The 16,154-nt window shown below is 41.8% G+C and carries 15 protein-coding genes and 1 tRNA gene; 7 read left to right on the forward strand and 9 right to left on the reverse strand.

What is annotated here, in order from left to right:
• The first annotated feature begins 102 nt into the window (after nt 1-102).
• Nucleotides 103-999 carry a DUF3078 domain-containing protein gene (locus D0X99_RS13255; protein ID WP_119478317.1) on the forward strand — a complete coding sequence of 299 codons (897 nt, stop codon included), beginning with the start codon at nt 103-105 and terminating at the stop codon, nt 997-999.
• Nucleotides 1,000-1,307: 308 nt separating this feature from the next.
• Here D0X99_RS13255 and D0X99_RS13260 read toward each other — a convergent pair.
• Nucleotides 1,308-1,381, reverse strand: a tRNA-Arg gene (locus tag D0X99_RS13260).
• Nucleotides 1,382-1,390: 9 nt separating this feature from the next.
• On the reverse strand, nt 1,391-2,605 hold the full coding sequence (gene sucC / locus D0X99_RS13265) for an ADP-forming succinate--CoA ligase subunit beta (protein ID WP_119478318.1): 1,215 nt from the start codon (nt 2,603-2,605) through the stop codon (nt 1,391-1,393).
• 139 nt (nt 2,606-2,744) lie between these two features.
• Here sucC and D0X99_RS13270 point away from each other — a divergent pair, with 139 nt between their 5' ends.
• Entirely contained in the window at nt 2,745-3,401 is a 657-nt protein-coding gene (locus D0X99_RS13270) for an ABC transporter ATP-binding protein (RefSeq protein ID WP_119478319.1), read from the forward strand.
• Here D0X99_RS13270 and D0X99_RS13275 read toward each other — a convergent pair.
• Nucleotides 3,388-3,849 (reverse strand): peroxiredoxin, encoded by a 462-nt coding sequence (locus tag D0X99_RS13275; protein WP_119478320.1) that lies wholly within the window; start codon nt 3,847-3,849, stop codon nt 3,388-3,390. The two genes, D0X99_RS13270 and D0X99_RS13275, sit on opposite strands and share 14 nt — an antisense overlap.
• Before the next feature lie 152 nt (nt 3,850-4,001).
• Here D0X99_RS13275 and D0X99_RS13280 point away from each other — a divergent pair, with 152 nt between their 5' ends.
• The 3 genes from D0X99_RS13280 to D0X99_RS13290 are packed head-to-tail and all read left to right on the forward strand — an operon-like array spanning nt 4,002 to nt 8,496.
• Nucleotides 4,002-4,805, forward strand: a complete 804-nt coding sequence (locus D0X99_RS13280) for a DMT family transporter (RefSeq protein ID WP_119478321.1) — start codon at nt 4,002-4,004, stop codon at nt 4,803-4,805.
• A 58-nt stretch (nt 4,806-4,863) separates the two neighbouring features.
• A complete protein-coding gene (locus tag D0X99_RS13285) occupies nt 4,864-5,721 on the forward strand; it encodes a hypothetical protein (protein ID WP_119478322.1) in 858 nt (285 codons plus the stop codon).
• A gap of 24 nt (nt 5,722-5,745) precedes the next feature.
• Nucleotides 5,746-8,496: a CHAT domain-containing protein gene (locus D0X99_RS13290; protein WP_119478323.1), complete on the forward strand. Its 2,751-nt coding sequence runs from the start codon at nt 5,746-5,748 to the stop codon at nt 8,494-8,496.
• Here D0X99_RS13290 and D0X99_RS13295 read toward each other — a convergent pair.
• The 6 genes from D0X99_RS13295 to D0X99_RS13320 all read right to left on the reverse strand — a co-directional run bounded on the left by D0X99_RS13295 (nt 8,435) and on the right by D0X99_RS13320 (nt 13,908).
• Entirely contained in the window at nt 8,435-9,493 is a 1,059-nt protein-coding gene (locus D0X99_RS13295; RefSeq protein ID WP_119478324.1) for an ABC transporter transmembrane domain-containing protein, read from the reverse strand. The two genes, D0X99_RS13290 and D0X99_RS13295, sit on opposite strands and share 62 nt — an antisense overlap.
• 37 nt (nt 9,494-9,530) lie before the next feature.
• Entirely contained in the window at nt 9,531-10,598 is a 1,068-nt protein-coding gene (locus tag D0X99_RS13300) for a P-loop NTPase family protein (RefSeq protein ID WP_119478325.1), read from the reverse strand.
• A 22-nt stretch (nt 10,599-10,620) separates the two neighbouring features.
• Nucleotides 10,621-11,430 carry a DUF2490 domain-containing protein gene (locus D0X99_RS13305; protein WP_119478326.1) on the reverse strand — a complete coding sequence of 270 codons (810 nt, stop codon included), beginning with the start codon at nt 11,428-11,430 and terminating at the stop codon, nt 10,621-10,623.
• A gap of 254 nt (nt 11,431-11,684) precedes the next feature.
• Nucleotides 11,685-12,428 carry a hypothetical protein gene (locus D0X99_RS13310; protein WP_119478327.1) on the reverse strand — a complete coding sequence of 248 codons (744 nt, stop codon included), beginning with the start codon at nt 12,426-12,428 and terminating at the stop codon, nt 11,685-11,687.
• A gap of 120 nt (nt 12,429-12,548) precedes the next feature.
• The gene (locus D0X99_RS13315) at nt 12,549-13,307 is read right to left on the reverse strand and encodes an anti-sigma factor family protein (protein ID WP_119478328.1); all 759 of its coding nucleotides are present in this window, start codon (nt 13,305-13,307) and stop codon (nt 12,549-12,551) included.
• The gene (locus D0X99_RS13320) at nt 13,300-13,908 is read right to left on the reverse strand and encodes an RNA polymerase sigma factor (RefSeq protein ID WP_119478329.1); all 609 of its coding nucleotides are present in this window, start codon (nt 13,906-13,908) and stop codon (nt 13,300-13,302) included. Before D0X99_RS13320 ends, D0X99_RS13315 begins: the two co-directional genes overlap by 8 nt.
• A gap of 141 nt (nt 13,909-14,049) precedes the next feature.
• On the opposite strand from D0X99_RS13320, the gene D0X99_RS13325 reads away from it, so the two are divergent.
• Entirely contained in the window at nt 14,050-15,537 is a 1,488-nt protein-coding gene (locus D0X99_RS13325) for a nicotinate phosphoribosyltransferase (RefSeq protein WP_119478330.1), read from the forward strand.
• Nucleotides 15,524-16,153 (forward strand): bifunctional nicotinamidase/pyrazinamidase, encoded by a 630-nt coding sequence (gene pncA / locus D0X99_RS13330; RefSeq protein ID WP_119478331.1) that lies wholly within the window; start codon nt 15,524-15,526, stop codon nt 16,151-16,153. The genes D0X99_RS13325 and pncA overlap by 14 nt, the downstream gene beginning before the upstream one ends.
• The last annotated feature ends 1 nt before the right edge of the window (nt 16,154 follow it).

Here is a 16,154-nt window from a genome sequence, read left to right on the forward strand (position 1 = left end):
GCCAACCGGATTTTTGGTTTTCTTAATAAATTTAATCTTTGAGGATAGAAATTTTGGAAATAATATAATTTGAGTTTTGAGCATTACTAACCCTATCTCTTTATGAAAAGACTGTTTTTTATTTTGTTTGCGCTTACATTTTCGGGAGCCACTTATTCTCAAACTGATACTATTCCGGTGAAAAAGGATACTAGTTATTGGTTGAAATCAATTGAAGGTACTTTTGCCTTGAACCAAGCATCTTTCAGTGGAAACTGGACAGGTGGAGGTGTTAATTCCATGGCATTTAGCACAGGGTTATTAGCCAGGGCGAATTATGCAAAGGGCAGATGGTCTTGGGACAACAATCTGGATTTGCTTTATGGTGTTGTTAAGAATCAGGGAGAGGATGAAAGAAAATCCAATGACCGAATTTTTCTGGATTCCAAAGTTGGCCTAAAGGCAAGTGACAAGTGGAATTACTTTTTGTCGGTGAATTTCTTATCTCAATTTGCTCCTGGATATAATTTCACAGATACGGACAAAACTTTGATTTCCAAATTTGCAAATCCTGCCTATTTGACCACTGCTTTGGGTATGGAATACAAGCCCAATGAGGAATTTAGCCTAAGGATTTCTCCTTTTTCTCCCCGTTTTACCTTTGTTACGGACAAGGAACTTTATTTAAATGAACCAAAAAATTACGGGGTACCCATAGGTCAAACGGTTCGTACAGAATGGCTGGCTTTTAGTTTGTTGGCCGATTGGAATAAGCAACTTTCTAAAAACATCAATCTAAAGGTGCGGTATCAAATGTACGCCAATTATGAAACGTTGGACTTCGATGCAATTGATCATCGCCTGGATGTGGCACTTGCTGCAAAAGTTTCAAATTTGATAAGTGTAACCTTAACTGCGCTTACTATTTATGATCTTGATCAAGACGAAAAAATACAATTTAGCCAAGGACTTGGGATTGGATTAGTATTTAAGCGAGGCAATTTCCCTGAGGAAAAATAAAAAAATACAATTTTTTCTTTGGGATTTTGATTTAATCAGATTTGTATTATTTTTGAATTCATTGTGGTAGTTAAATAATAGTTGGTTTAGTTTTCAAATAAAGGGCAGGGGATTTTCTCCTGCTTTTTTATTTTCTATTCTTTGTATAATGCTATTTCTCAAAATAGTCCCTACTTGGATTCAAGAGAATATAGGTATATAAGAATCAGGGAAAATTGTTTATTTCCTTATCAAATCAAACCCAGTTCCTGATTACGATTCATTTTGTCCATAAACAAAAAAAGCCCAGACTTGCGTCTGAGCTTTTGTACACTCGGAAGGATTCGAACCCTCAACCCTCGGAGCCGAAATCCGATATTCTATCCAGTTGAACTACGAGTGCGTACTATTTTTAGCCTTGAAGTACAGCCTGTACTTTTTCGGCAGCTTCTTTCAATGTAATTGCGGAGGCAACTTTCAATCCTGATTCGTCAATGATTTTGGCACCTTCTTCAGCATTGGTTCCCTGAAGTCTGACGATAATCGGAATACGAATATCACCAATAGATTTGTATGCCTCTACAACTCCGTTTGCAATTCTATCACAACGAACGATACCACCGAACACGTTGATCAAAATTGCTTTAACATTTGGGTCCTGAAGGATGATTCTGAATCCAGCTTCTACCGTGGTTGCATTTGCTCCTCCTCCTACGTCAAGGAAGTTGGCAGGCTCTCCACCGGAAAGTTTGATCATGTCCATGGTAGCCATTGCAAGGCCAGCACCGTTCACCATGCATCCCACGTTACCGTCTAGTTTCACGTAGTTTAGACCTGATTTGCCGGCTTCCACTTCCAAAGGATCCTCTTCTGCGATATCTCTGAGTTCAGCAAGCTTTGGCTGACGGTAAAGTGCATTGTCATCCACGTTTACCTTCGCATCAACTGCCAGAATTTTATCATCGGAAGTTTTTAGAACAGGATTGATTTCAAATTGAGAAGAATCGGTTCCAACGTAAGCATTGTAAAGAGAGGTGATGAATTTCACCATTTCTTTGAAGGCATTTCCTGAAAGGCCCAGTTTGAACGCAACTTTTCTAGCTTGGAATGCTTGAAGTCCAACTTTGGGATCAATCCACTCCTTGATAATTTTCTCAGGATGCTTTTCAGCTACTTCCTCGATGTCCATACCTCCTTCTGTAGAGGCCATGATCACATTGGATCCAGTTGCTCTGTCCAAAAGGATGGACATGTAATATTCTTTCGGTTCGGAAGCTCCAGGATAGTAAACATCCTCAGCGATTAAAACCTTATTTACTTTTTTACCTTCGGCTCCTGTCTGAATAGTAACAAGAGTACCTCCTAGAATGGCGGCTGCTTTTTCTTTTACATCCTCCAATTTCTTGGCTAATACTACACCTCTGGAACCGGTTTCTTTTACCTCACCTTTTCCACGTCCACCTGCATGAATCTGAGCCTTGATCACATACCAGGAAGTACCGGTTTGAGCATTAAGCTTAACTGCGGCTTCGTGAGCAGCTTCCGGAGAATCAGCAACGATTCCTTCCTGAATTCTGACTCCGTAACCTTTTAATACTTCTTTAGCCTGATATTCGTGAATATTCATCCTCTGGAAATTTTTGCCCGAAGATAAGCGGATGGAGTGGATAAATCAAACCTCCTTTTTTCAATTTTTGCCAAAAAAAGCCGGTAATTCCTGTATTTGAGGGATTTGTTTTACTTTTAAAAACTCAAAAATCATTACCATGCTGATTGCCAAAGGGATTCATAAATCCTACGGAAGCTTACACGTGCTAAAAGGTGTTGACCTTGAAATTTCGAATTCGGAAATAGTTTCTATCGTTGGTTCCTCAGGGGCAGGCAAAAGTACCCTGCTTCACATTTTAGGTACGCTGGATCAACCCGACCAAGGCACAATTTCAATGAATGGAAAAAACCTTCAGGGGTTGAAAGGCGACAGCCTTGCACAGTTTCGCAATGAGCAAATTGGATTCATTTTTCAGTTTCACAATCTCCTTCCTGAATTTACAGCTCAGGAAAACATCCAGATCCCTGGCTTTATCAAAGGCGTATCCGATTCGGAATTGAATAAAAAATCAGGGGAGCTTGCCGAAATTCTCGGAATAAGTCATCGGTTGGACCATAAGCCTTCAGCCCTTTCAGGAGGTGAACAACAGCGTGTCGCTGTTGCCAGAGCGCTGATTAATAGCCCTGCAGTAGTTTTTGCAGACGAACCTAGCGGAAACTTGGACACTGCCAACGCCCGCGGACTGCATGAATTGTTCTTTAAACTAAGAGATGAACTCCGTCAGGCCTTTGTCATCGTAACCCACAACGAGGAACTCGCAGAAATGGCAGACAGAAAGGTTGTCATGAAAGACGGTTTGATTATTTCAGTTTAGCGGATTCAAGCTTTTTTAGCATAGTGTTGATGTGGCCTTTGAATTCGAACATGTCTGAAAAAACAGCTGCAATTTTGTGATCTGAATCCAATAAATAAGTCACCCGCTTTGGCATTTTGATTAAGGGAATTAAGGCATCGTACTCCTTGCATACCTTCCCGGATCCGTCTGAAAGCAATTCAAAGGGAAATTTGTATTCCTTTTTGAAGCGTTCGTGCGTAGCAATGTCGTCCCGGCTAATTCCAAAAACCGGAATTTCTAGACCTCTGAATTCGCTGAAATTGTCCCTGAATTCACATGCCTCTGCGGTACAGCCCCTTGTGAAATCCTTTGGGTAAAAAAACAGAATGATTGATTTGCCTTTTAGATCTTTAGAGAGATGCAATTTGAGTCCTGAGGTGCCTGGAAGAATAAAATCAGGAGCTTTTGAGCCAATTTCGAGGGCCATTGTTTTAGGTTTTCATCTTAACAAGATTGAAAACCCAAAGGTTTCGGCCGAACAAAAATCCAGAGGCTTGAACTTATCCACGACTGATTAGCTTTGCAAAAAAAGCCACCAAAGAATATTACCTTAAATTGAAAATTAGCAGCGTTCAGTCCATGCTTTTGGCTGGGATATTTTTTGCCATGATGAATGTCTCTGTGAAGTTCATTCCTCATATTCCCGCCATTGAAATTGTCTGGTTTAGGTCTGTTTTCAGCTTGATTTTCACCTTTTTAGTTCTTCGAAACAAGGCTATTCCTGTTTTTGGGAATAATAAAATGAACCTGATTACACGTGGAATAGTGGGCTCGATCAGTTTGATTCTATTCTTTTATACCCTTCAGCGAATACCCCTGGCCAGTGCGGTGACGATGCAGTACATGTCTCCAATTTTAACGACGCTTCTTGGGATTTTCATTCTTAAGGAAAAAGTAAGACCAATCCAGTTTTTGTATTTCGCCATGGCTTTTGGGGGAGTTTTGATCATTCAAGGATTTGATCCCAGAGTAGATTCGCTGAGTGCTGTAATGGGGTTTATTTCTGCCCTCTCTGCAGGGATCGCTTACAATATGATCCGCAAACTCAAAACATCCGAGCATCCTTTGGTCATTGTATTTTATTTCCCCTTGGTCACAATGCCTGTTGCTTCGATTATCATGTATTTTGATTGGGTGATGCCAATAGGTTGGGATTGGCTGATTTTGCTTTGGATTGGAATATGTACCCAGAGTGCCCAGTATTTTATGACTGTAGCTTACCAAACAGGAAATCTTTCCCGTGTGTCAAGTTTAAGTTATATGGGAGTTCTTTATGCGTTGTTTTTTGGGTTTGTTTTGTTTGGAGAGACTTTCCCTATACCGTCTTACTTTGGAATGGCTTTGGTCTTAGTTGGGATTTTGTTGAACTTAAGAGTAAAATAATCCTGTCATGCGGTTACATTTTTTATCCCGGTTTCGACAAAAGACAAAAGAGAATTCTATGTCCAATTCTTATCGGCTTTTATCCATTCTGGGATTTTTGTTTCTCGGGACTTTTCTTGTCTCCTGTTTTGAAGATGATGATGATCTGGAGGGATTGGAGATTGACTGTGCAGAGCTCGCTTATGCCGATACCATTTTTTACATCAGGCCGGGACAGAATTATATTGAGAGTCCGTTGAAAAGTTTTCAGGGAACTTTTACCGTGGTTCCGGATGGCTTGGCAATCGATTCCTCAACCGGAGCAATAGATGTCAATTCAAGCGAGACAGGATTGAAATATAAGATTTCATTTACTCCAGAAGGCACGGAACAGGTTTGTGAAACTTACATTACCATCGGTGGGGTGAATTACCTGGACGGAGTTTACATTCTAAGTCAAAATCAGCTTACTGTGGCACCGGTTTACAATGGTGTGCCAGGTTTGGCTTTGCCCTGTCCTGAAGATGATGACGATGATGACGATGATGACGATTCGAGTTGTAAGTTTGACGGGGATGACATCCTGAAAGATCTTGGATTTGAGATTTCCAGCAAAGGAGAATTTGACCTGAAGAAAACCGTGGAAAATGGAACTTTTGGTGTTGTGCCCATCAACGGTACCATTCTCGACGTAGATCTTTTTTATCAGCTTCCTGATTTGAGCGCGTTGGCTATAAATAAAATCCCGTTGCGCTTTTTCTATTACAATAAGCTTTCTGACGTTCCCAAAGAAGTTTTGGCTGACATCGAGGAAAAAAGAAAACTGATCAATGAATCCGGCGTGGATAAATACTCTAATTTTAGAATCCAGGAAACCGTCCGTCCGGCAGGAAAACCAAGACCTCCCTATGTAGTTATTGTAGCGAGTCTTGAATAAAATGGGCCGGTTTCAGGCCCAAAAATGAACAAACATAATTACCCGGTTTTTTTCATTTGTCTGATTCTGATTTTTGTCGGAACAATTTCCATTTCACAGGAAACCAACCCAAAACTCAGGAAAGCAACAGACCTCTATTTCCTACCCAATCCAACCGAAAAAGAGGATCTTGACGCCATTCGTCTGTTTGAAGAGGCATTAAATCACACTCCCGATCAGGAAGAATCCAAGGAATTTGTAATTGCCTCTGAGCATCTGGGGAATTTGTTGCTGTCCTACGGTCAAGTCTCAAAAGCGGTTGAGCGATACCGACAGGGAATTACTTGGGCAAGAGCCTATCGTCAGCCGGATACCTTGGTGTATAACCATCACTTGTTTCTTGGAGAGGCACTTTTTTCTATTAGTCAATTGGACAGTTCGTTGGTGCATTTGCAGGTGGCTGAGCGACTGCAGAATCAACTTAAAGGCAGGGGAGAGCCTGAGCGCCTTTATAATGCTCTTGGAGTATATTTCTTTGAAACAGGAAATTATATCCGAAGCATCTCCTACTTTGACAAAGCTCAGTCTTACCTGACGGGTGATCAGCCCGAACTCGAAGTTTATGCCCGGTATAGTTTCCAAAGCAACAAAGCTTCTGCGCTCTATCATTTAGGTGAATATGACTCTGCGCAACGGATCTATACACAACTGTTGGACTTCAACATCAATCAGGATCAGATACGAATCAATTTAGCCAATACTTTTCTTCAGGAAGGAGAATCGGAACAGGCTTTAGCAGTGTTAAACCAGATTTCACCGGACTATAAGGCAAAATCCCTTTCCTTTTTTAACCTGAAGGCAAAATCACATTTGTTGTCAGGAAATGCCGTTGATGCAAAAGAATCCCTTGACCAAGCTGAGAAGCTGATTTTGCAGGATTCAAGTAGTGAAAGAAGTTTTCAAAAAGGAGTCTGGATGGAGGTGAAGGGGGATTATTTCAGAAAGATTGGCAAAAATGCCTTGGCCTTGGTCGAATATCAAAAAGCCATCGTGGAGCTTTTACCCGGATTTGAAGACTTGAAAATCACGTCCAATCCGGTAGAATTCTCACTCGGAATGTCATCTTTGACCCTTTTTGAGGTTTTGACAAAAAAAGCCGAAACCGCTTGGGAAATTCATCGATCTACAGGTGAAGAATCTTTCTTTGAACTTGGCTTGGGTGCATGGCAAAGCGCTTTTGGATTGTCCCAGTTTATCTCCGTCAATTTTGACAATGATAAAGCCCGAGTTTTTTTAAGTGAAAAAGCGCTCATAGCCTTTGAGTCCGGGATTGAGCAATTGATGGCTTTTTCGGAATTGAAAAAAAAGGAAGAGTTGGTTTGGAAGGCTTTTCAATGGGTGGAGCAAAGCAAGGCTGGTGGACTCCGGATTGGTGCAATGCAAGAAAAGCTTAAGCGGAAATCACAACTTCCGGAAGAGTTGATCCAAGAAGAGCGAAATTTGCTTTTTGCCATATTCAGAAACTCACAAAAACAATTTGCTGACCCGGCACCTGAGGTTAAAGCAGCTTTGGCAAAAGAAGCAGTTGATCTGGAAGTTCAGCTTTCAAGGCTTAGAGAAAAGTTTAAGGACTTTCCCGGATTTGGGAAAGACCTGTTGGAGCCATTTGATTTGAAGGTTTTCCAGCAATCGATTCCAGAAAAGTCTTTCGTTCTTTCTTTTTTTATGGGAGACTCAACCTTGTTTGTTTTTGGGATAGGCAGAGAAAAATTTTCTTGGAAAAATATCCCCTTGACTGAAGTTCCTTTTTCTGAATTGAACCGTTGGATCGGAGGGCTGGTGAAGGAGCCATCCGGAAGCAGGTACGACCTGAATCAGGAGATCGCAAGGTTTGGAGCTTCTGTTTTGGGTCCGTTTGAACAGGAGATTGTGCATGCAAAAGAACTTGTCCTGATCCCTCAGGGAGTACTGAATTCGGTTCCTTTCGAACTTTTGCCTGATGCAGAAGGAAAGTTTTTGTATCAGCGCATTCCGGTGATTTACCAATTTTCCGCCCAGTTTATCCAGCATATCCAAGGTCACCAGGATCTGAATAGCGGATTGGGTTTGGCTCCTTTTTCCGATCCGGAAAATTCAAGTGGATTTTCACCTCTACCTCAATCTTCGTTAGAATTGGATGCAATTTCAGGAGAAAAATTTGTTGGAAAGGAAGCACTCAAATCCGTTTTTTTGGAAAAATCGGAAAATGCTGATTTCATCCATTTGGCAACACATGCGGTAGCTTCCTCAGTCGACCCAAATCAGGCATTTATTGCTTTTTATCCTGAAGGAGAAGATTTTAGACTTTTTGCACCCGAACTGGCTTTTCAATCTTTGGAAAAGGCCAAGTTGGTTTTCCTGAGCGCCTGCGAAACCGGGGCTGGTCAATTAAGTAAAAGCGAAGGTTTGATCAGTTTGGCGAGGAGCCTAGCCTTTGCAGGGGCAGAACAGATGATCATTACCCAGTGGGTGAGTGAAGACCGGGTAGCTGCTTACATTTCAGGTAGATTTTACCGGCATGTTGCTGATGGGATGACTTTTGCATCCGCGCTTTATCAGGCTAAATTAGACCTTTTGGATGATCCGGAAATGGCTCAATATCACCATCCCTTTTATTGGGCAAATTTTAGACTGATCGGCCAACCCAATGATATTGCGTTCCCTCAAGGATGGATGATCTGGGTTGGATTTTTGATTATTTTACTCCCGGCTGGATTTTGGATAGGGGTAAAATTTTGGAATCAACGGGCTCCATAGTCTTGATTTTTTCTTTTTTCCGGATCAGATGTTCGATTTTCCGTAGTGAAAGAAGTCCCTTTTGAATCAAGCTGGGAGCTTTTATCACATTTCTCAAGGCTGGAGTCATCGCCCCCATGATCAATAGAAAAGTCAGCAACTCCCCGGGAGAACTCTGATTTGGTATTAGCCAGATCATTCCCAAAATAAAAAATATCAAAGCTGGTCCTGTACTATTGACCAAAGCGTGTCTGAGAGATTCCCATTTTTGAAACGAATCCACAGCTGCCATGACCTCACGGTTTCTTCTTCTGAACCCCCTGAGATTCCGTTCCACCTGGTTTTTTTCCAGGATTTTTTGGTGGTTTGAAAAACTCGTAGTGACGAAATTCAGCAGTTCGTTTTTACTGTTTTGTTTTGCCGTGATTGAGCTCAGTTGCTTTCTATCCAAGTAAATGAATACCGGTAGAATAAGTAAAGACCCCAGGACAACCACTAAAGTCCATTGGTAATTGACCCAAAACAGAAGGGCAATTCCGCAAATCAAAAACAAACCATCTCGGATTCCACGATGTATCCCATTGACCAGCATTCCCCGGATTGAAGACATATCACCGCTGTATCTCAGTAGGTATTTTCCAAATGGCCTTTCTGAGAAAAGCTCCTCACTCCAACTCATTTGTTTACCGTACAATCTGCCGGTGATTCGATGAATCAAAGTTTCTGCTGCCTGATTGATTCCTTTTCTTTCGATCAACTGTAGCGTAAACTTCGCAAAGATCACTATGGCCATAATCATAAAGAAGACCGAAAAATTATCAACCTGAAATCCCAGTTTTTCAAGCAGGGCGGATTTGTTGATGCTTTCGCTGTAATGCAGGTCAAAAAACCAACCCACCATCAAACTGAGAAAGAAGGTGCTAATACTGGCAAACCAGCCCAGAATCAGGAAAATCCAAACCTTTGGATTATTCCTGATCCATTTTTTTTGAAGTGTTCTGTTTTTGATCCAATCCATCGAGGAGCTGATTTTTAGAGGGCTTAAATTTCAATTTTTAGGCCTGAAGCAAATGGAAATTTACTTTGTTGATGGGCCATTTCCCTAAGGTTAGATCCTCCAAGGTCAAGATCGGTAATGTAGGCAAATCCTGTCTTTCGGACAGATATTCACGAACTTCCTTAATCAGGAGTGGACTTGCTGTGAACAATCCCGATAATGCCGCTGGCATAATTCCCCAATTATTCAGTGTATGGACGCCCTGAACTGCCGCCAAACTGTCTCCAGAAGAAAATACAACCTGATGGACTGTATTCATAAAAACCGGGTTTTGAAGCAGCATTTTTGTTTCTCTTTGAAACAAACCATCTGCTATTTCCACGACCACATACTCTGGATCAATGGAAAACACATCTTCCAGGAGAGTTTCGTAGAGATTTAGCAGCTCAATTTCACTTCTCAAATAGGTTGATGGAAATCCATAATTTACAAAATCAATAGCGATGCCTGCGCCCATGTCATAAGCAAGATTTCGGTCTTTTGGGTAGGCAGTTCCTGTCAGTTTGATATAAGCAGATTTGATTCCCTGCTTCGCAAAGCCATGACACAGGAAAGCAGCCGTGGTAGTTTTTCCACTGTCCATAGAAGAACCTAGGGACAAAATCACTTTTGTTTTGGCAGCATTTGATCCATCAAACCGCTTGAGTTTGGGTGATTCCTGACTGATGCTGTTGATGATTTGTCCGGATTGGTCGGCAGCAAAGCCAACCATTTTCAATCGGGTAGGGCCTTCCTTTTCAAGTTTACTGTGAGCACTTTCCAGGATTCCGATGATCCCCCCACCTCCAAGCATATGGTATTCCTCTTGAGGATGTTCAGGCACATATCCCTCAAACTGGTTGGTCGCATAGCGGGCACCAAAAGCTCCCATGATCAAGTCACCGATAGCTAAGGTCATGTTTCTGCCTGCAGTTTGGATTTGAGTGTGCTTTCCTATTTCGGTAACTTCAAACAGGGCAATATCTCCAGCTTGTATTGCGTGGTTTGGCGATAGCTCTGTTTGAGGAATAAGGTGATTTGGTTTGATTTGATCACAAAGGATTCCTTTTTTTATCCGATTTTCCATGGTAGTGATGGGTTATTTTTCTTTAGAAGTTGATGGGTAAAAAGCCTTCTCCATTGAGGCCTTTGAACTGATAGGAAAGTGCGATTCCTATGATGTGTTGGTTGTTGAAGGGGCGCTGAATTCTTCCGGTATTTGGATTTGGAACATTGATTTTGTTGGTCTCAGAAAATACCAGATTGAACTCGTGCTGATTCGTATAGTAGAGTGATAGTCTGATTGGGTCAGAGATTTTGAAATTGAAGTTGGCGGTGATTCTTCCTCGGTGAAATCCATTAGCCGCCTCCCTGGCAAACTCTTCTCCCTGCTCATTAAAATATCGGACTGGTGCTCCGCCAATGTTATAGAACAAGCTGTAGGTCAGGGAAGGAGCTACGTTAAGAAAATCGAGTCTTTTTCGTAATCCAATCCGTGAAGAAAGAATAAAGCGGTAATCAAATCTCGGTTCCTGATTGTTGTGAGCTTCAAACTGAAGGCTATTTCTAAGGACAAACTTTTTGTCAAGTTTCAGACGGTGTGTTCCTTCAACAAAGATTCGGTTAGTGGTACGATTTGCACTGGGAACAGTCATCCAAGCTGTACCCAAATCCAAAGCCCAATCTTTGTTGATTTGATAACCCAACTTCAAGGCATACCAGTTGAATGCGGTTTCGATTTCTTGTCCTGTGGGGTCAATTGACTTTAAGAAGGATCCTTTAATATCCAGATTTTCAGTAAGTGGTGCTCCAATACTGTAACTGTTCCAGATTCTGGTTTCGTATTGTGCTGAGGCGATTTTCGGGCTCAGACAAAGTCCGAGAGCCAAAAGGAAAAATGGGGTTATAAAATTTCTCATGTGTTTTTAATTGTTTTTCAACTGCCACATAGCCTGTCCCGAACTTGTTTCGGGAGAATCAAGCCTGGTGTAATCATCTCCTTGTGGGTAGTCTGATTCACGCTTGATTTCATCCGCTTTTGTTTATTCATCTCTAGGTCGAAGCGGAGCGGTGCGATGTAATCACCGGAGAGAAAAAATTTTTGTTTTTTTAGGAAAAAAAAAGACACCGCATTGCGGTGCCCTTTTCAAATATATTGTGGTAGTGTTATTACTTAATTCATTTTGAGTTCCACATCACTAGAATCTTTGATGCGGGTCTCAACTTTTCTATAAATCGATTTATTGACGTCATTGTTTATTAAAAGTATTCCATTTGTGAGTTCCGCACTTTCCAACTCAGAGGTGCTCACACCACTGAACCATCCCTGAGCATCAATTTGGAATAAGGCAAGCGGATTGTTAACCCCGTCCAGAAAGAAAAGATCATCATCTTCGTCTCCTTCCAGCTCCACTTCAAAGTCAAAATCATCGTCGTCATTTCCATAAACTTCAAATTTCATGGGTACTGATCTTCCGTCTTGGTAGGTGTAGGTTCCTTCGAGTTGGATGCTAGGTTGATTTCGATTATCGATCAGATCAATGTCAAACTCAATCTCTTCATAGTTTCCTGAAGGGATATTGATGAAAAAATCCACTCCCGCGTCAAACTCATTGAAGTCGATTTTTTTGATCTCCTTGAATTTCAGTTCGAATTCACGCTCAAATAAGTTGCCGTTTTCATCCTGCCCTTCAGTTTCGAGTTCGATTTTTTTGATTTGAAGAAATCCGCTTTGAACGTCAATTTCTGCATTCAGTATTCGAGCGCCTGGATTTCCTGAGGAACTGAGTTTTACTCCCATTCCGATTCGTACGTCACCCTCTCCGATCACATCCGGATCTGAATCCTCAGAGCATGAAAATAGACCTAAGCCAAGCAGGCCAAAAGATAGTGCATAAAGTTTGTGTGTAGTGTTCATTGGGTTTTTGGTTGTTTTCAGTTAGTTGAAATAACGACCAACTTTGTAATCATTGTCTATAAAAAAAATAAAAAAATCCTCCTATTGAGGAGGATTTTAATGATTATCAGTGAATTGTTTTCAGTTTTTAATTTTTAAAATTTGGACTTTGAGCAGATCCAGTTGGCCAAAATTGTCGTGATAGGTATGGTTTTGGTCTTTGGTAATTTTGACAATTCGCTCTTCTGCTTCGGTAATTTTTCCCTGAATCAAGTACGCATTTACCAGATAATAGTCCACCTGATCTGCAAAATCCTTGCTTGAACTTGTTTGATTTTCGGATTCAATTCGAGTCAAAAATTCTTCCGCAGCCTGGCCGTTTTTTAGTTCAAGGTTTGCCAATCCAATTAAAAGATATGTCTTGGCTTCATAACTGTTGATTCCTTTTGCCAACTCCAACACCTGTTCGTATTCGCCATTCAGGTAGGCTTGTTCCAAGGCAGCCAGTTCCCCGGTAGATGATCTCAATACTGGAAGTGAATATCCGATTTGGCTTTCGGTGATGCTTTCAGGGCTGGTGCTGAAAAACAAAACAGCCAGAGTCCCCACCAATAATAAAGTCAATGAAGCGGCGATTCTTCCCAGCCAAACTCTGATTCCAATTTGGATAGGTTTATTTAGTGTTTCTTCTCTCTCTTCCAGAAATTCTTTTTGGGATTGAGCGATGACCGATTTCCAGCCAGCTAATTCAACAGCTGCACGGCTAATCTGTAAAGCCGCCAGTTCTTCCTGAAGGGCCAGATCGGTTTTGATGTTTTCCTCCAGTTGGCTTTTCCGTTCTTCCGAAAGCTCTCCATAGAGGTAGGCTTCCAGTTCTTCAAGGGAGTAATTTTCATTCATGTCGTAGTGCTTTTTGGAGATTTTTGGAAAGGGCAGGAGATGATTTAACCTGATCAGTTAGGCTTTGAAGGCATTTGTACTTTTTGTTTCTAAGGACTTGCTCTGAGCTGAACTCCAGCTTTTCGCCTATTTCCTTCATCGGGAGTTCTTCAAAATAGAAAAGCATCAACAGTTGCTTGCATTTCTCTCCCAGTTTATCAAACAGGTCCATGACAAACTTCAGGTTTTCGTTTTTACTGATTTGTGCGCTGATGTCACTTTCCAGTTGATCTTTTTCTCCTTCATATCGCTCATGTCTTGCTTCGGTGCTTTTCCTTCTTCGAAGCTCCGTGATCCAGAGATTTTTGCATATGCTGTACAGAAAAGATTTGACGGAGGCCTCTCCGCGGTATTTTTCTTCTGAAACGAGTTTGACAAAAACGAGCATGGCTTCCTGGATCAAATCGGCAGCATCATCGGCAGAACCTGAATTTTGAATGATGTAATGTTCCAACATGCCATAATGCTGTGAATACAATTGACTTATGGCCTGGTTTGGATCTGATTTGGATTTGATTTTTTCCAAAATCTCCTGATCGGTCAAATTCCGGTTTAGCTTCATCGGCTAATTCTATACTTTGTCGTAATGGATGAGAAAAATGTAACCAAATATCTAAAAATTTATCAGAGCTTTTCCTAAGCCCCTTTTTCTTGGACAGCAAAGCAGTTCGGCTTACCTTTAGTATGCTTTTTTACCCTTCTTATGAAAATCACCAAGGATCTCTATCAAAGCTCACTGGCTCTTTTGACCGATTTTTACCAACTCACGATGGCCTATGGCTATTGGAAATCCGGCAAAGCAGACCAGGAAGCTGTCTTCAATTTGTTTTTCAGAAAGCATCCTTTTCAGGGTGGTTTTACAATGGCAGCGGGGCTGGAATATCTGATCGATTACTGCGAAAATTTCAATTTTGAGGACGAAGATCTTGCCTATCTCGCCAGTATGAAGCGCAAGGATGGCAGTCCCATGTTTGAGCCGGATTTTTTGAAATACCTCTCTGAAATGAAATTCACCTGTGACATTGATGCGGTAGAGGAAGGGACGGTTGTATTTCCCAATACGCCTTTGGTGCGGGTAAGAGGACCGTTGTTTCAGTGTCAGCTGTTGGAAACCCCGCTTCTAAATATCATCAATTTTCAAACGCTTATCGCTACCAAAGCAGCGAGGATCAATTTGGCAACTCTTGGTGAACCTATTATGGAGTTTGGTTTGCGAAGGGCTCAGGGGATTGACGGAGCGCTGGCTGCCTCCCGTGCCGCTTACATTGGGGGCTGTACCTCCACGAGCAATGTCCTTGCGGGAAAGTTATTTGGGATTCCGGTTTCCGGTACTCATGCCCACAGCTGGATTATGTCGTTTGAGACGGAGTTGGAGGCTTTTGAAGCCTATGCGGAGGCTTTTCCAGACAACTGCATCTTTTTGGTAGATACCTACGATACGCTCAACGGGGTGAAAAATGCGATCAAAGTTGGTCAGATTTTGCGCAGCAAGGGAAAAGAAATGCTAGGCATTCGGATTGATTCAGGCGATTTGGCCTATTTCAGCAATAAGGCAAGGGAAATGCTCGATGAAGCAGGATTTCCCGATGCGAAAATTGTTGGTTCCAATGATCTGGACGAGCACATCATCAGTTCGCTGAAAAGTCAGGAAGCTTCCATTAATGTTTGGGGTGTAGGGACTAAACTCGTCACAGCATTTGATCAACCAGCCTTGGGAGCAGTGTACAAGCTTTCTGCAATAAAGTCAGAAACGGGAACTTGGGAACCCAAAATCAAACTTTCCCAGCAATCCATAAAAATCAACATCCCCGGAATTCATAATGTGAAGCGATACTACTCCAATGGCAAAGCTGTTGCGGATATGATCTATCTGGAAAATCAGGTAATTGATTCCAAAAGCACGATGATTATTGACCCTATGGATCCTACGCATAGAAAGCGCTTGATGCCGGCATTTTACAAGGAGGAGATATTGCTAAAAACCATTTTCAAGGCAGGAAAGAACGTGTACCAAATACCGACCTTGGATCAAATCAGAGATCGGGGAATCGCACAACTGGAGTCTTTTGATAAAACCCATAAGCGATTGGTAAACCCCCATATTTATCCAGTCGGCTTAGAGGAAAATCTTCACCACTTGCGAATGGACCTGGTTTTGAAAGCAAAGAAATTGGACAATGGACTGGAATAAGGAAAATACGGCCCTGATTATCGTTGATGTACAAAACGACTTTATTCCCGGAGGGTCTTTGGCAGTCCATGAAGGCGATCAGGTGGTCCCTGTGATCAATGTTTTGCAACAAAAATTCAAGTACATCATCGCTACCCAGGATTTTCATCCGGCTGATCACGGCAGTTTTGCCGCAAATCATTCAGGGAAAAAACCGGGTGAATTCATCGAATTGGCAGGCTTGACCCAGATTTTGTGGCCGGTTCATTGTGTGCAAGGAAGCAAGGGTGCAGAATTTCATCCGGATTTGGATCAGAGTCAATGGATCGCTGTCTTTCAAAAAGGGAAAAACCCGGAGGTGGATTCGTATTCCGGATTCTTTGACAATGCCAGAAGGGGCGACACCGGGCTCGGAGATTATCTCAAATCCAAGGGAATCAAGCAGGTTTTTGTTTGTGGTCTGGCTTTGGATTACTGTGTGAAGTTCACTGCTTTGGACGCAAAAAGTTTGGGCTTTGAAACTGCCTTGATTGTGGATGCCACCCGTGCGGTAAACCTTAATCCAAAAGACGGAAATTCTGCCATTGATGAAATGGAAAAAGCGGGAATTACGATTTTAACCAGTAAAGAAGTTTAAG

Source organism: Algoriphagus lacus (assembly GCF_003583985.1).
Taxonomy (GTDB): domain Bacteria; phylum Bacteroidota; class Bacteroidia; order Cytophagales; family Cyclobacteriaceae; genus Algoriphagus; species Algoriphagus lacus.

What these genes read in the sequence shown, in the direction of transcription:
- D0X99_RS13285 (WP_119478322.1), top strand. Translation starts at nt 4,864, where the DNA reads ATGTCCAATTCTTATCGGCTTTTATCCATTCTGGGATTTTTGTTTCTC.
- sucC (WP_119478318.1), bottom strand. Translation starts at nt 2,605, where the DNA reads ATGAATATTCACGAATATCAGGCTAAAGAAGTATTAAAAGGTTACGGA.
- D0X99_RS13305 (WP_119478326.1), bottom strand. Translation starts at nt 11,430, where the DNA reads ATGAGAAATTTTATAACCCCATTTTTCCTTTTGGCTCTCGGACTTTGT.
- D0X99_RS13325 (WP_119478330.1), top strand. Translation starts at nt 14,050, where the DNA reads ATGAAAATCACCAAGGATCTCTATCAAAGCTCACTGGCTCTTTTGACC.
- D0X99_RS13320 (WP_119478329.1), bottom strand. Translation starts at nt 13,908, where the DNA reads ATGAAGCTAAACCGGAATTTGACCGATCAGGAGATTTTGGAAAAAATC.
- D0X99_RS13290 (WP_119478323.1), top strand. Translation starts at nt 5,746, where the DNA reads ATGAACAAACATAATTACCCGGTTTTTTTCATTTGTCTGATTCTGATT.
- D0X99_RS13275 (WP_119478320.1), bottom strand. Translation starts at nt 3,849, where the DNA reads ATGGCCCTCGAAATTGGCTCAAAAGCTCCTGATTTTATTCTTCCAGGC.
- D0X99_RS13270 (WP_119478319.1), top strand. Translation starts at nt 2,745, where the DNA reads ATGCTGATTGCCAAAGGGATTCATAAATCCTACGGAAGCTTACACGTG.
- D0X99_RS13295 (WP_119478324.1), bottom strand. Translation starts at nt 9,493, where the DNA reads ATGGATTGGATCAAAAACAGAACACTTCAAAAAAAATGGATCAGGAAT.
- D0X99_RS13300 (WP_119478325.1), bottom strand. Translation starts at nt 10,598, where the DNA reads ATGGAAAATCGGATAAAAAAAGGAATCCTTTGTGATCAAATCAAACCA.
- D0X99_RS13315 (WP_119478328.1), bottom strand. Translation starts at nt 13,307, where the DNA reads ATGAATGAAAATTACTCCCTTGAAGAACTGGAAGCCTACCTCTATGGA.
- D0X99_RS13255 (WP_119478317.1), top strand. Translation starts at nt 103, where the DNA reads ATGAAAAGACTGTTTTTTATTTTGTTTGCGCTTACATTTTCGGGAGCC.
- D0X99_RS13310 (WP_119478327.1), bottom strand. Translation starts at nt 12,428, where the DNA reads ATGAACACTACACACAAACTTTATGCACTATCTTTTGGCCTGCTTGGC.
- pncA (WP_119478331.1), top strand. Translation starts at nt 15,524, where the DNA reads ATGGACTGGAATAAGGAAAATACGGCCCTGATTATCGTTGATGTACAA.
- D0X99_RS13280 (WP_119478321.1), top strand. Translation starts at nt 4,002, where the DNA reads ATGCTTTTGGCTGGGATATTTTTTGCCATGATGAATGTCTCTGTGAAG.